Below are 12,695 nucleotides of genomic sequence, written 5' to 3'. Positions count from 1 at the left end.
TCAGTCATAAGCTTGGGTTGGAGAGAATTTAAATGACGCTTTATACGATTGCAATCACACTAATCCTAGTGATGGACCCACTGGGAAATATTCCTGTATTTTTAGCTATCTTGCGAAATTACGACACGCGAACTCAAACACGAATTATTCTGCGAGAATCCCTAATTGCCTTTCTCATTTTGGCATTATTTGTTTTCTTTGGGCGTTATATCTTACATGGATTACATATTACTACTCCCGCCTTGAGTATAGCTGGAGGAGTTATTCTCTTTATTATTGCTCTTCGAATGATTTTTCCATCGGAACAAAAAACAGCTAAAGAAGACTTTGAAGAACCCTTAATCGTCCCCCTCGCTGTGCCCTTAACAGCTGGACCATCAGCAATGGCAATGGTGTTATTGTTTGTTACTCGATATCCCCATCATCTTTGGTTAGTGTTTTTAGGCGTACTTATTGCCTCTGCAATTTTTACAGTAATTATGTTATTTGCACCTTTTTTGATGAAAATTTTGGGGAAACGGGGCCTAACGGCAATCGAACGATTAATGGGAATGATATTAACTACTATTGCGGTACAAATGTTTCTTTCCGGCGTTGCACAATATTTACATTATCCCTTGATGTAACTCCCAGTGTTTCTAAAGTAAAAGGGTAAAGTGTTGTTAAAGGAATTTGGGGTTTATCAAACGGCAGGTTAGCGGAGGACCAAATGGAACCAATACCTTGATGGTGACCTGATTTTACTGCAATATTATGAAAGTAATTAATGAATAACCCAATCGATTTTTTTAAATCCCTAATTTCAGTTTCTTCTTGAATACCTTTAGTAAAAGCGGTTTCTATAAATAATGAGTAAGGTGTATTTTGGGTAATGCGAAATAATGGGTGGTTATTAACGGATAAGTGGGACAATCGAATTTTTGCTTGATCGAGTTCCGATTGCATCTTTGCTTCAATTTGCCAATCTCGACTCATCAAGGGGACCACACGATAATTATTTAGCCATAATTTCTTCAATAATGCTTTATGATCGTAAAGACGGTAATAATTCATACCGCCTTCATTTTCTTTTTCCGTAAAAGGAACTTGAGAAAGTCCTGTAACAATTAGCACCAGAGTTTCGGGATCTTTAGCTAATTCTAAAGCTAATGCAATGATGTTGTCATACAATTCTAATCCATAAGTAAGGGGGTCATGATGAGGTTCGCAATCCGGCGATTTTATTTTTTCGTTGAACAGCTCAGGTTGAAAGTTACGCCAGTAATGATGTTGATAATGGGCACACGCGTTAAGGAATAAGGTGTAAAAATTATAATTTGAAACACTTAGAAGCCATTTGAATATTTGTGTTAAAAACAAATCAAAAATTCCTGGAAGTTTCCATCGCATAAAAGGGTCTAATTTTTCAGAAATTAATTGGTAAGCAATGCGTTGATAAAGAGAAAAAGGAAATTTAAAGGCACGGCAAATTTTTAAACTCTTCCATAAATCTGAGAAAGTTATTGATGCGGTGGCATGAGATTGCACTTTTTTACTAATTAAATCCCATAAAGGTTGGATGTTTTTGGGGTGGGTAGCTCCCTTCCTGGACCAGGGATCAGGAAAAAAGAAGCCTCCTTTCGTTTCGCCACGCAATGCGTTCATGCTACCGACAATACCAGACTCAATTCCCTGAGCACTTAAGGTTTCCCAAATTTGAGGATGTTTTAAATGAACAGCATCACTTAAATGGAAAATTTGATGTTCGGCAAATGTTTTTCCTGTATGTGCTGTAATCCATTGAATCCAAGGTTCCAGAAGCTCATAAGTGTATTCGCTGGTTGTTTCTAAGTAAGTCCATTGTTCATTAATTTGCTTAAAGTGAGGAAGTTTTCCTTTAGCAATGAGGGTGTCTACGGCTATTTTTGAAACCTCGTTAAGTTCAAATTGAATAATCCGCTTGAAATTGAATTTCATTCTATTACCCCTTAAATATTAAGTACTAAACATTTATTTGTGCCATCAGATTTTTTAAATTCTGAAACGCATTGAATAATTACTTTATAGCCCCATTGATTTAATTTTGATTTTAAATCAGAGCTGGCTGCATTCATAAAAATAACAGCTTTTTATTAGGAATTTTATCTGTTTTAATAACAACTGCGTTGTAGGCTGAATGGTAAGCATCATCTTACTCAACGATCAATCTTTTATTTTTAGCTAGGTTATTTTCGATGAGTTGTAAAGAATTTGCATTGAAAGCCGCAGGATAGTACATAACAGCGCCATCAAGTAAAGGCCAAAAACAAGTATCTAAATGATAAAATTTTTTATCAATTAATTTCAGCGGAATAACTAACATGGAAAGATAAGTTTCCAAATATTCGCAAGCCTGTAAATCGGAACGGATGTTATAGCCCATCCAAAAATAAGGAAAATCAGGCTGAAACAATCCGTCGCCCTCCCCTTCAAAATAAATGGATTTAGGTAGTATACAAGTAGTATACAAGTAGTATACAAATGGTGTAACCCTTACTTTGAAACCACTGTTTAAAATGGCTTTCTTCTCCTTGACGTTCTTTATGATGAAAATGGCTTAGAATAAATAGTATTGTGAACAAGACCTGCATTAGCCGTAAAAAAAATTAGGCAGATGGGGCTGTGGGTTTATCAGCTTAATTTTGGTATACCGGGTTTAAATGATCCTAAAAAGCTTGCCATTGTTGACTCGCTAGATTCTTATCTACTCCGTGAATGTGATCCACCATCCAGGGGTTGATCACGTACTTAACTCCAAAATGCTGGGGTTTACACATCAGTAAATTAAGAAGATCACTCATTATAAACCCTCGAGTTATGATAAAAGTGTATTCGATAATTAAGTAAAATCAAAATATGCGACACTAGCCTAATCGACAAGATTTTTTAAAAGCAAAGCATGTTGGCGCTTATACCGATGATGAGTACACAACTCTCAGAAAGATTTGTGAAATTATTCACGTAGTCACGTAGATATGGATTGCTTTTATGCGGCCATCAAGATGCGGGATAATCCAGCTTTACGTCATAAACCTATTGCAGTAGGCGGGCCGCTTCATTCGCGAAGAGTGGTTTGCACGGCAAATTACATTGCCAGGCAATTACGGTATTCGATCAGCAATGCCTTCTTATTAAATCAAAGAAACTTTGCCCCAGTTAATTTTTTTGCCTGTGAACATCGAACAAAAGCCGAATGCTTTAAAAATAATTTCCCCAGCAGGAGTTGAGGATTCGTTAAACTACTCCCTGTTGAAAAGATATGGGTAGTAGGGAAGGTCAACAGTACAAAAGATAAGGTCCCTGAATCTTCATACCTGCTTAGACTTACAAGCACTTCCACTCGAAACCTTGGTAGAGCATTTTGGCAGCTTTGGAGCTACTCTCTATAACTGATGTCGTTGGGTTGATAAGCACAAGGTAGAACCTAATTGTCTTAGGAAGTTGATTAGTGTAGAACATACCTTCTCACAGGATATGCCAACTCTAGACAGCTGTGAAAAAGAGCTCATGAATCTTTGCCGAGATCTCAAGCAGCGATTATCTAAGCATCCCCATCGGATTATTCACAAACAATTTGTTAAAATCAAATTTAATGATTTTAACATTACCAAAGCGGAGTTAGTTGTTTCTATGGTCTCTTTTGATCTTTTTAAGCGTTTGCTTCATCAACCTTTTAAAGGACAATTAAAACCCGTTCGATTATATAGGAGTGGGAATCATTTTTGCTTAAGAAAGCACTTTTAATTTACAACAAACCTTTGCTAGTAGCTATGTGGTAGTTTTTTAGAGAGGGGAGAGAGAGAGGGGGGGACTGGTTTACAATCGAATTTATTTGTGAGCATTTCTGGATTTTGAATTAAACACTGTTTTTCCTTTTTGTTCATTTTTTAATATATTTTTCACCTTGAAATACTGTTGTTTTCTCACCAAGCATCTCCTAGCACTGTTAAGATATGCAATGGTTTAAAGCTTCTTGTGTATTTGCATTTAGCAGAACCGGCTAAGTGCTCCTCGTAGCGCCGTTTTAGATCGGTCGTATACCCCCCGTGTAATAGGCTCCATTATTACATTCTAGAATGTAAATCCAGTAAGTCACGTACTTAACAATACAATAAGAAAAAGAAAAAAACGAAATTTTACCTCTTTTCCTCACGACCACATGACTAGTGATGATAGAAATAGAAAGGATAAGCCTATAAAATTTCTCAGGAACTCTAGGAGCCTAAAACGATTTTTTATTTATGTGGTAACCTATCCAAAAATTTCAAGTTCTGTTTGCTTGTGTAAATAACTATCTAAAGGGTTAACACAGTAACAAAATAATTTTCGTTCGTGTAGCTTATAGTGTTTCGCTATATCTCGAACAATTCAGAGTGATATTTTGGACTAGGCCATGTAAATTGAAAGGCTCTTGTTGCCTTCGTCAGTAGGGTACAGTACCTTTTCAGGAGGCCATTGTATTAGCTTTGTTACTCTTCGCAGCCCCAATCATTACTGTTTATTGCAGTATATTATGGTTTATTACTTAATAATTTAATCTAATTACATTATAGCAGAGATAATCTAATTACATTATAGCAGAGATTGAAAGAATAATAGCCAGACTGGAGGCAGAATTCTTGGAATCCCTACAAGAAGCTGTCTCCAAGGCTGTTGCCAAATACATGGCCGATTACATGGCCGATGAAGAAATCGGGTTTAATAAATTAATGCGCCGTTTAAATATCAGTCCAACACAAGCCTCTAAAATTCAAAGCGGTGAGGCCAACTTAACGCTCGCCTCTGTGGCACATATTTGTACATTTTTAAAAATGAAACCTCGCTTGGTCATTAACGGACAAGAGAAAAGCTGCATAATTAATCTTGATTCTATTGGCGCGAAATTTTTACCAGCCTATTAGGAAAAACTTAGGTAAATTTCATATTACCCGCGGTAGGGAAGTATAATTCATTGATTAAAATAGCGCTCCCTACGGGATTCGAACCCGTGTTCTCGCCGTGAGAGGGCGGTGTCCTAGGCCTCTAGACGAAGGGAGCGGGATGACATAAAATGAACCGGCCTATTATAGGCTCTAACATAAAGAGTGCAATCGATGGCAGGAGTTCATGTTTAAACCAACTCGTTGGGATGGCCTTGGACGTTTATTTCGAGGCGGGAAAAAAGATCGATCCCATATCATTAAGCGTAAAAACCATTCGATCTCAAGTGATAATATTAGTCTTAATGCTATGAAGGTGCTTTATCGATTGAGTAAAGCCGGCTATGAAGCTTTTCTTGTTGGGGGGGGGGTACGAGATATGTTGTTGGGCCTTCATCCCAAAGATTTCGACATTGTTACTAATGCTCGTCCGCTTGAAATCCGAAAACTCTTTAGAAATAGCCGCCTTATTGGGCGGCGGTTTCGTCTAGTGCACGTTTTTTTCTCCAGCGAAATTATTGAGGTATCCACTTTTCGTGCTAATGCAGAAGAATATTTAAAGGAAGAATCCTTGGATGAAAGAGATGAGAGCAAAGCAGCCAAACCACTTATGTTGGTTGATGACAATACTTATGGAACAATCAAAGAAGATGCATGGCGACGAGATTTCACCGTAAATGCGCTCTATTACGACATTACTAATTTTTCGGTAGTGGATTTCACGGGTGGGATGGAAGATTTGCGAAGAGGGTTAATTCGCATAATAGGTGATCCTACTCAGCGATACCACGAGGATCCTGTACGATTATTGCGAGCTGTGCGGTTAGCAGCAAAGCTCAATTTCAAAATTCATCCAGATACAGAAGAGCCACTCCTCCGATTACATAACCTCTTACATCATGTGCCCAGCGCTCGTTTATTTACGGAACTATTAAAATTTTTTTTCAAAGGCTATGCATACCGTTCTTATCAATTATTAATGCGCACTAATTATATACAGGCGTTATTTCCGAAAATGGTTACTTTTCTAGAAAAAGATCGAAATTCGCATTACCGAAGTTTGATTGAACTTGCCTTAAAAGCCACTGATGAACGCTATTATAAAAATCAAACATTAAATCCAGGGTTTTTGCTGGCTATTTTCTTGTGGCCTATGGTCCAAGGATTAATGGAGCAGTATTTTAAAAAGCACAAGCGATTATTCTCTTCGCTTTATCATGGGATAAATCAAGCTCTTTATTTCCAGACACAAACCTTAACCATTCCGTGTCGTTTAACAGCGATGATGCGTTCTGTTTGGCTGTTGCAATATCATTTAGAACGACGACGCCGTAATCGTATTTATCGGATTGCTAACCAGCGTTTTTTTCAGGCGGCATTTGATTTTTTAGAATTGCGCGAACGCGCCGGTGAGCCTTTGACTGAAATTGTTTGTTGGTGGCGTATTTTTCGCGATGGTAACACTAAGCAGCGTCAGCAATTGATTGATGAATTAAAGGGATGAGGATGACGATAGTTTATATTGGGATTGGTTCCAATCTTAATTCACCTATCCAACAAGTAAAAACAGCAATTGCTAATTTATCGATGTTGGCAGAAACGACAATTTTAAATCAGTCCAGTTTTTATCAGAGCCGCCCAATAGGCCCTCCGGATCAGCTGGATTATATTAATGCCGTTGTGGCTCTTGAAACCAGGCTATCCCCAGAAGCTCTTTTAAAAGCACTTCAGGTATTGGAAGAAAATCAAGGGCGTCAGCGCTCTGCCATACGGTGGGAGGCTCGCGTCATTGATCTTGATATTTTGTTGTATGGTAACGAGGTAATTCGAACTGAGACGCTGTCAATTCCCCACCTTCAACTTAAGGTGCGAGAATTCGTTCTTTATCCTCTAGCTGAAATTGCAGAAAGCTTGGTTTTGCCGACAGGTGAGTCTGTCTTGGCTTTGAAGGAACAATGTCCCCCAAAAGAGATTAAGCGATTGATGCCTTTCGTCGCTGATATGTCCTAAGATTTCGGCTAATATCAGGCCCAGGAACGTAGACTGGTAGGTTAGAGTTTAAAGTACTATTATACTTATCATTCAAATAAGTAGGGCATGTAATGAAACCAGTGGCTGTTTATCCAGGTACGTTTGATCCTTTAACAAAGGGTCATGTCGACATTGTTGAACGTGCTATGTTTCTGTTCGAGAAAATTATTGTAGCTTGTGCTCCGACCAGTCGTAAAACGCCCCATTTGTCTTTAGCTGAACGCATAGATTTGATTAAAGGAGTGTTTTTTTCTGATGAGATTAATATAGAGGTGGCACCACTCGAAGGATTGTTGGTTGATTTTGCGAAGCAGCACAATGCGAAGATTATCTTACGTGGTCTTCGCGCCGTTTCTGATTTCGATTATGAATTTCAATTAGCATATATGAACCACCATTTATCACCAGAAATCCAAACTGTTTTTTTACTGGCTAAAGAAAGTTACAGTCATATTTCGGGAACTTTGGTGAGAGAAATTGTTAAATTGGGGGGTGATATATCTCCTTTTGTACCTCCACTTGTTGCTCAACGATTAGCAAAAAGAAAGAAAATATAATTAATTAATTTATGGCGTTAAAGATTATAGAAGAATGCATTAATTGCGATGTCTGCGAACCTGAGTGCCCGAATGATGCTATCTCTATGGGAGAATTAATTTATGAAATTGATCCTAATCGGTGTACCGAATGTGTAGGGAATTTTGATGAACCCCAATGCCGTCAGGTGTGTCCGGTGGATTGTATCTCTGTGGGAATCCCAGAATCTCAAGAAGTTTTAATGCAAAGGTATCAGCGGTTACAAACAAAGAAGAAATAGGATTTAGATCCCGAGGGGAGGGTTCTGCGTCTACGGGGATCTAAAAAAATTTTATTTGGGTATTTTCTTTTCTTTGAAGGCTATATGCATTCCGCATTTTCCTGTTTTAGGATTCCAAGCTCGAGGATCAAATTTTTTGATGCTTAATTTTCTTTCAGTATTTCGTTTATTTTTTGTGGTTGTGTAATAGATATTCGTTGGTTTACCTGCTTTGGTTTTACCAGTTGACTGGAGCATTATTTTTTCACGAGGACTGACGGCCATGGATTAATCCTTTATTTACTTTACTTATTTTTTTCACGTTCACGGATTTTCTTAACTACTGCCTCAATACCCAACTTATCGATAATTCGCATTCCGTGAGTCGAGACCGTCAGAGTTATAAAGCGTTTCTCTTCCGGCAGCCAGAACCGACGTTTTTTTAAATTGGGTAAAAAACGGCGCTTAGTTTTATTGTTTGCATGGGAGATGTTATTCCCACTTTGGGGACGCTTCCCAGTCACTTGGCATACTCTTGCCATGACAGTGTTCTCCAAAATATCAGCAATAAGGCTCTACTTTATACCAGAAATGCTGAATCAGCACAACCGCAAAGCAAGGATAGTCTGACGGTATGATTCCTGGGGCCTATGTTCACATTTTCCTAGCTGTGAGTACAGCAATTCACCTAATTAGAGTTAGAAGAACCCCGCCTCAGCGAATGAAAAAAATCGGGGTCGCTAATGATGACATGATCCAAAAGGTGCATATCAATGAGTGTCATTGCTTTTTTGAGATTTTCTATGGTAACACGATTGGCATGGCTTGGCTTGGCTCTGGTATGCCCGAAGGGTGATTGTGGGCCATGCATGATTAAAGCAGCGCTGTTATGATAGAGTGCCCGTTTAATGATTTCGCGGAGGATGAATTGAGGCTTGATTAATCGAGCCATAAAATAATTTTTTGAACTAGATGGATTCGATGTCGGTTGTAAAGGAAAAGGTAGGTAAAAACTTCGTTTTCATGGTGACGCAATTGAGCGGAAAGGAAACGTTGGACATCTTGAGTGCAGAACAGATTGCCTTTGCGCGCCAATGATTCTTGAAGATAGTGGCGTTGTATTTCTGCGGTGGCTTTTGAGTTGGCAGTAAACTGCTTCCCTACCCCTCGTAGGTCAGAAAGTAGCTTAAAATCACTGTAGCTTAAAATCACTATTTAAAAGATTCTTCAGATTTCCGGAAGTTAAGTCATTCACGTGCCAGCTCGACAGCATCGCAACCGCGGACGCCTTTTTGCCTTTTTGAATGATTATAGCAATGAGTTTGGCATCCGAAAGAGTTTCAGCATTTCCCCGAAGGAGTTTTTCTTTCGGCCGTTCCGTTGGATAGCCATGGTGATTGGCATGGCTGTAAGTATAGAGAGCGAAAGTGAAGTCGCAATACCGGGATGGAAGAGCCCAGGAATTCCCTCAAGTCCTTCTTGTCAGCCAAGAACTGCGGAAAAGAATTGGAATGGCTTGTCTAGAATAGGAATAAACGGTACATTTTACCTTTTCACGGAGACGCGATGTCGCATTCGGTTAAAATAAAAATTTTGGATAAACGTCTGGGGGACCAGGTACCGTTACCGGCCTATGCAACGGCAGGTTCGGCGGGGCTTGATCTGCGGGCCTGTATCGATTATCCGCTTGAAATTCACCCTAGGGAAACCCACCTGATCAGCACGGGATTGGCAATTTACCTGCGGGATCCTAATGTAGCAGCCACTATATTGCCCCGTTCCGGATTAGGGCACAAACATGGAATTGTGTTAGGGAATCTCGTCGGTTTAATTGATTCTGATTATCAAGGTCCACTAATGGTATCTTGCTGGAATCGCGGAAAAGTTCCTTACACTATCCAACCCGGAGAGCGAATTGCGCAATTAGTGATTGTTCCCATTTTAAAAGCGCAATTTGAAGTGGTTGAGGAGTTTGAGAATAGTGAACGAGGCGTAGGTGGATTTGGAAGCTCCGGTCAACATTAATTCGGAAGGTAATCTGCCTGAGTCCGTTCCAGCAGATGTTTTTCGAGCCTATGATATTCGAGGTCCAGTCGGTGCAGGAGGACTTAATGCTGATATTGCTTATCCTATTGGTTTAGCCATTGGTAGTGGAGCGCGAGAGCAAGGACAAAAGGCCATCGTCGTAGGTCGTGATGGACGATTATCCGGTCCCCAGCTAACAGCGGCTTTAGTACGAGGACTTTGTGAAACGGGCCTTACTGTTCTTAATATTGGGATAGTGCCTACTCCTCTTGTGTATTTTGCTACTAATTGGTTAGAAACGAATTCAGGGGTGATGGTTACCGCGAGCCATAACCCAGGACATCACAACGGTTTCAAAATTGTATTGGATGGAAAAACATTAACGAGCCAGGGAATCGCTGCTCTGCGCACACGGATTCAAGAACGCCATTTTGTGAAGGGCACAGGAAAGCAGATCGATGTCGATATTGTTCAAGATTATGAAGACTTTATTTTAAAACAAATCCAATTAAAGCGTTGCTTAAAAATAGTGGTTGATTGCGGCAATGGAGTAGCTGGAAAGATTGCTCCTGATTTGTATCAAAAATTAGGTTGTGAGGTAATAGAACTCTTTTGTGAGGTGGATGGTCGGTTCCCTAATCATCATCCGGACCCAACAATTCCCGAAAATTTAAGTGATTTAATCGATACGGTAAAAAAGACTTCATCAGATATAGGTTTAGCCTTTGATGGTGATGCCGATCGTTTGGGAGTGGTGACGAATAAGGGTGAAATTATTTGGCCCGACCGACAAATGATGCTTTTTTCAATGGACTTACTCTCACGACTACCTGGTTCAGATATTATTTTCGATGTTAAATGTTCTCGCCACTTGCCTGAAATTATTAAAAAACATGGCGGAAACCCGATTATGTGGCGAACAGGGCATTCGGTTTTGAAAGCCAAATTATTTGAAATAAATGCACCTTTAGGAGGTGAAATGAGTGGGCATATCTTTTTTAAAGATGAATGGTTTGGTTTTGATGATGGCATTTATGTAGGGGCAAGGTTATTGCGTATTATTTCGAAACAAGACAAATCAGCGAGTGAAATATTTGCAAGTTTGCCTAACAGTATAAATACACCTGAATTAAAATTGCCTATGTCTGAAGAAGAGAAACCGATTTTTATGCAAAAATTGGTTCGTCAAGCGGATTTCGGTGAGGCGAAATTGATTACGTTGGATGGATTAAGGGTGGAATTTCAGAACAGATGGGGGTTAATTAGACCTTCTAATACCTCGCCGTATTTAATTTTGCGTTTTGAAGCAGATACAGAATCTGAATTAAAGCGTATTCAAGATATTTTTAGAACGCAATTGCTCAAGGTGGATAACACTTTAAGGCTGCCTTTTTAAGGGTCCCAATTTTTGGGATCTTTATTCCAAGCCAATGCTTTTTGTCTCTCTTCTTCAGTGATATAGCCTTCAGCAACGGCAACTTTGATCAATGTCTTGAAATCGGAAAGAGTATAATAATTAAGGTTAGCGTTTGCAAAATTTTGTTGCGCGTTAGATAACTGGTAAGAAAAAATAGTAATACAATCCTTAACAGTGGCAAATTGGCAAAGTGCAAGGCTAGCAGCGATAGCGCTTTTCCCAATACTAATTAGGTCTTCGACCACAAGTACCTTTTGCCCTTGCTCCAAATTACCCTCAATTTGATTTTTTTTTCCATGAATTTTTGATTTATCTCTCACATATACCATTGGTAAGTTTAATCGATCCGCAATCCAAGCTGCATGGGGTATGCCTGCCGTGGCAGTACCCGCTATAACATCGAATTGTAAATGGTTTTCTTCAATTAAGTGTAATAAAGCATCGATAACTCTCTTTCGTTTTTCTGGGTAAGAAATGATTAGACGGTTATCACAGTAGATAGGAGATAGCAGCCCTGAGGAATAACGATAAGGTTCTCGTAAATTTAAAGTAACAGCCTTGATATCGAGTAGTATTTTTGCTATTTCTGTAGCCTGATTCATAAAATGCCTTTTATTTTCTTTCTTTTTCCGTAGGGAAAAGAGAGCAGGAACAGATGTAATGGTATTAATTTAAACATTAAACTGAGAAGAAAACAATTATGCGCATTATCACTTTAAATACTAACGGTATCCGTTCCGCTGCCCGTAAAGGATTTTTTGACTGGCTTAAGACCCAGAATGCTGACGTAGTTTGTCTTCAAGAGACAAAGGCTTGTCTGGATATCACCAATGGAGATCAATTTCATCCCAAAGGGTACTATTGCTATTATCATGATGCTCAAAAAAGTGGTTACAGTGGGGTAGGAATCTTTTGTCGCGAGAAACCAAAACGAGTAGTGAGACATTTGGGTTGGGAACAGGCTGATAAAGAGGGACGTTACATTCAAGCAGATTTCGATTCGTTAAGTGTAGTCTCATTGTACATGCCATCCAGCACAACAGGAGAGCAGAGACAAAAAATTAAATTTGAATTTATGAAATATTATATGAAACAATTAAAAAATATGCGTCGTGTGAAAGGTTCTTTTATTATTTGTGGTGATTGGAATATTGTGCATAAAGAAATTGATATTAAAAATTTTAAAGGTAATCAGAAAAATTCTGGTTGTCTCCCCGAAGAGCGTGCCTGGATAGATGAAGTATTTACTAAAGTAGGAATGGTAGATGCTTTTCGTGTGGTTAATAAGGAGCCTGATCAATATACTTGGTGGTCAAGTCGTGGGCGTTCGTGGGAGAAAAACGTCGGGTGGCGAATTGATTATCAAGTCATTACTCCAGATTTAAAAAATTGTGTGAAATCGGTAAATATTTATAAAGCACAACGATTTTCTGATCATGCTCCCCTGATTATTGATTATGATTGTTAATTGTTTTAGACAGTTTTTTCG

Annotated in this window: 17 protein-coding genes, 1 tRNA gene and 2 pseudogenes; 10 read left to right on the top strand and 10 right to left on the bottom strand. The window is 39.0% G+C overall.

Features of this window, described 5'->3' with window-relative positions; all coding sequences use genetic code 11:
* Window positions 1–32 precede the first annotated feature (32 nt).
* The gene (locus CleRt_RS06725; RefSeq protein WP_048875544.1) at window positions 33–626 is read left to right on the top strand and encodes a MarC family protein; all 594 of its coding nucleotides are present in this window, start codon (window positions 33–35) and stop codon (window positions 624–626) included.
* Here CleRt_RS06725 and CleRt_RS06720 read toward each other — a convergent pair.
* From CleRt_RS06720 to CleRt_RS13540, 3 genes are all read right to left on the bottom strand, one after another.
* On the bottom strand, window positions 565–1,956 hold the full coding sequence (locus CleRt_RS06720; protein WP_048875543.1) for a hypothetical protein: 1,392 nt from the start codon (window positions 1,954–1,956) through the stop codon (window positions 565–567). The genes CleRt_RS06725 and CleRt_RS06720 overlap by 62 nt on opposite strands.
* A gap of 214 nt (window positions 1,957–2,170) precedes the next feature.
* Window positions 2,171–2,431, bottom strand: coding sequence for a hypothetical protein (locus CleRt_RS12495; RefSeq protein WP_235378992.1), 261 nt, complete (start codon window positions 2,429–2,431; stop codon window positions 2,171–2,173).
* A 253-nt stretch (window positions 2,432–2,684) separates the two neighbouring features.
* On the bottom strand, window positions 2,685–2,819 hold the full coding sequence (locus tag CleRt_RS13540; RefSeq protein WP_306686691.1) for a hypothetical protein: 135 nt from the start codon (window positions 2,817–2,819) through the stop codon (window positions 2,685–2,687).
* A 174-nt stretch (window positions 2,820–2,993) separates the two neighbouring features.
* Here CleRt_RS13540 and CleRt_RS14525 point away from each other — a divergent pair.
* Window positions 2,994–3,762 (top strand): annotated as a pseudogene (locus tag CleRt_RS14525) (Y-family DNA polymerase).
* A gap of 827 nt (window positions 3,763–4,589) precedes the next feature.
* Window positions 4,590–4,919: a helix-turn-helix domain-containing protein gene (locus tag CleRt_RS06705; RefSeq protein ID WP_157870968.1), complete on the top strand. Its 330-nt coding sequence runs from the start codon at window positions 4,590–4,592 to the stop codon at window positions 4,917–4,919.
* A gap of 63 nt (window positions 4,920–4,982) precedes the next feature.
* Here CleRt_RS06705 and CleRt_RS06700 read toward each other — a convergent pair.
* Window positions 4,983–5,055 (bottom strand) — tRNA-Glu (locus CleRt_RS06700).
* A gap of 69 nt (window positions 5,056–5,124) precedes the next feature.
* On the opposite strand from CleRt_RS06700, the gene pcnB reads away from it, so the two are divergent.
* From pcnB to CleRt_RS06680, 4 genes are all read left to right on the top strand, one after another.
* Entirely contained in the window at window positions 5,125–6,441 is a 1,317-nt protein-coding gene (gene pcnB / locus CleRt_RS06695) for a polynucleotide adenylyltransferase PcnB (protein ID WP_048875542.1), read from the top strand.
* Between the two features lie 2 nt (window positions 6,442–6,443).
* Window positions 6,444–6,947: a 2-amino-4-hydroxy-6-hydroxymethyldihydropteridine diphosphokinase gene (gene folK / locus CleRt_RS06690; RefSeq protein ID WP_048875541.1), complete on the top strand. Its 504-nt coding sequence runs from the start codon at window positions 6,444–6,446 to the stop codon at window positions 6,945–6,947.
* Window positions 6,948–7,039: 92 nt separating this feature from the next.
* A complete protein-coding gene (gene coaD, locus CleRt_RS06685) occupies window positions 7,040–7,525 on the top strand; it encodes a pantetheine-phosphate adenylyltransferase (RefSeq protein WP_048875540.1) in 486 nt (161 codons plus the stop codon).
* A gap of 11 nt (window positions 7,526–7,536) precedes the next feature.
* Window positions 7,537–7,785: a YfhL family 4Fe-4S dicluster ferredoxin gene (locus CleRt_RS06680; protein ID WP_048875539.1), complete on the top strand. Its 249-nt coding sequence runs from the start codon at window positions 7,537–7,539 to the stop codon at window positions 7,783–7,785.
* 51 nt (window positions 7,786–7,836) lie between these two features.
* Here the strand turns inward: CleRt_RS06680 and rpmG are convergent, their stop codons facing one another.
* The 5 genes and pseudogenes from rpmG to CleRt_RS14300 all read right to left on the bottom strand — a co-directional run.
* A complete protein-coding gene (gene rpmG / locus CleRt_RS06675; RefSeq protein WP_048875538.1) occupies window positions 7,837–8,049 on the bottom strand; it encodes a 50S ribosomal protein L33 in 213 nt (70 codons plus the stop codon).
* Window positions 8,050–8,069: 20 nt separating this feature from the next.
* A complete protein-coding gene (gene rpmB, locus CleRt_RS06670; RefSeq protein WP_048875537.1) occupies window positions 8,070–8,306 on the bottom strand; it encodes a 50S ribosomal protein L28 in 237 nt (78 codons plus the stop codon).
* A gap of 146 nt (window positions 8,307–8,452) precedes the next feature.
* A complete protein-coding gene (locus CleRt_RS09345; RefSeq protein WP_082160466.1) occupies window positions 8,453–8,716 on the bottom strand; it encodes a JAB domain-containing protein in 264 nt (87 codons plus the stop codon).
* Window positions 8,704–8,976 (bottom strand): Mov34/MPN/PAD-1 family protein, encoded by a 273-nt coding sequence (locus CleRt_RS09340; RefSeq protein WP_082160465.1) that lies wholly within the window; start codon window positions 8,974–8,976, stop codon window positions 8,704–8,706. The genes CleRt_RS09345 and CleRt_RS09340 overlap by 13 nt, the downstream gene beginning before the upstream one ends.
* Window positions 8,957–9,085: pseudogene (locus CleRt_RS14300) on the bottom strand (hypothetical protein); the annotation flags it as partial. The gene CleRt_RS09340 and the pseudogene CleRt_RS14300, both read right to left, overlap by 20 nt.
* A gap of 245 nt (window positions 9,086–9,330) precedes the next feature.
* Here CleRt_RS14300 and dut point away from each other — a divergent pair.
* Together dut and CleRt_RS06655 are read left to right on the top strand one after the other, a co-directional pair.
* Window positions 9,331–9,789: a dUTP diphosphatase gene (dut, locus tag CleRt_RS06660; protein ID WP_048875536.1), complete on the top strand. Its 459-nt coding sequence runs from the start codon at window positions 9,331–9,333 to the stop codon at window positions 9,787–9,789.
* Window positions 9,785–11,185 (top strand): phosphomannomutase/phosphoglucomutase, encoded by a 1,401-nt coding sequence (locus CleRt_RS06655; RefSeq protein ID WP_048875820.1) that lies wholly within the window; start codon window positions 9,785–9,787, stop codon window positions 11,183–11,185. The genes dut and CleRt_RS06655 overlap by 5 nt, the downstream gene beginning before the upstream one ends.
* On the opposite strand, the gene pyrE is transcribed toward CleRt_RS06655, so the two are convergent.
* Window positions 11,182–11,808, bottom strand: coding sequence for an orotate phosphoribosyltransferase (pyrE, locus tag CleRt_RS06650; protein ID WP_048875535.1), 627 nt, complete (start codon window positions 11,806–11,808; stop codon window positions 11,182–11,184). The genes CleRt_RS06655 and pyrE overlap by 4 nt on opposite strands.
* Before the next feature lie 98 nt (window positions 11,809–11,906).
* On the opposite strand from pyrE, the gene CleRt_RS06645 reads away from it, so the two are divergent.
* Window positions 11,907–12,674, top strand: a complete 768-nt coding sequence (locus tag CleRt_RS06645) for an exodeoxyribonuclease III (RefSeq protein WP_048875534.1) — start codon at window positions 11,907–11,909, stop codon at window positions 12,672–12,674.
* Window positions 12,675–12,695 lie beyond the last annotated feature (21 nt).

This window comes from Candidatus Coxiella mudrowiae (assembly GCA_001077715.1).
GTDB classification, from domain to species: domain Bacteria; phylum Pseudomonadota; class Gammaproteobacteria; order Coxiellales; family Coxiellaceae; genus Coxiella; species Coxiella mudrowiae.
This window is presented reverse-complemented; position numbering and strand designations above follow the sequence as displayed.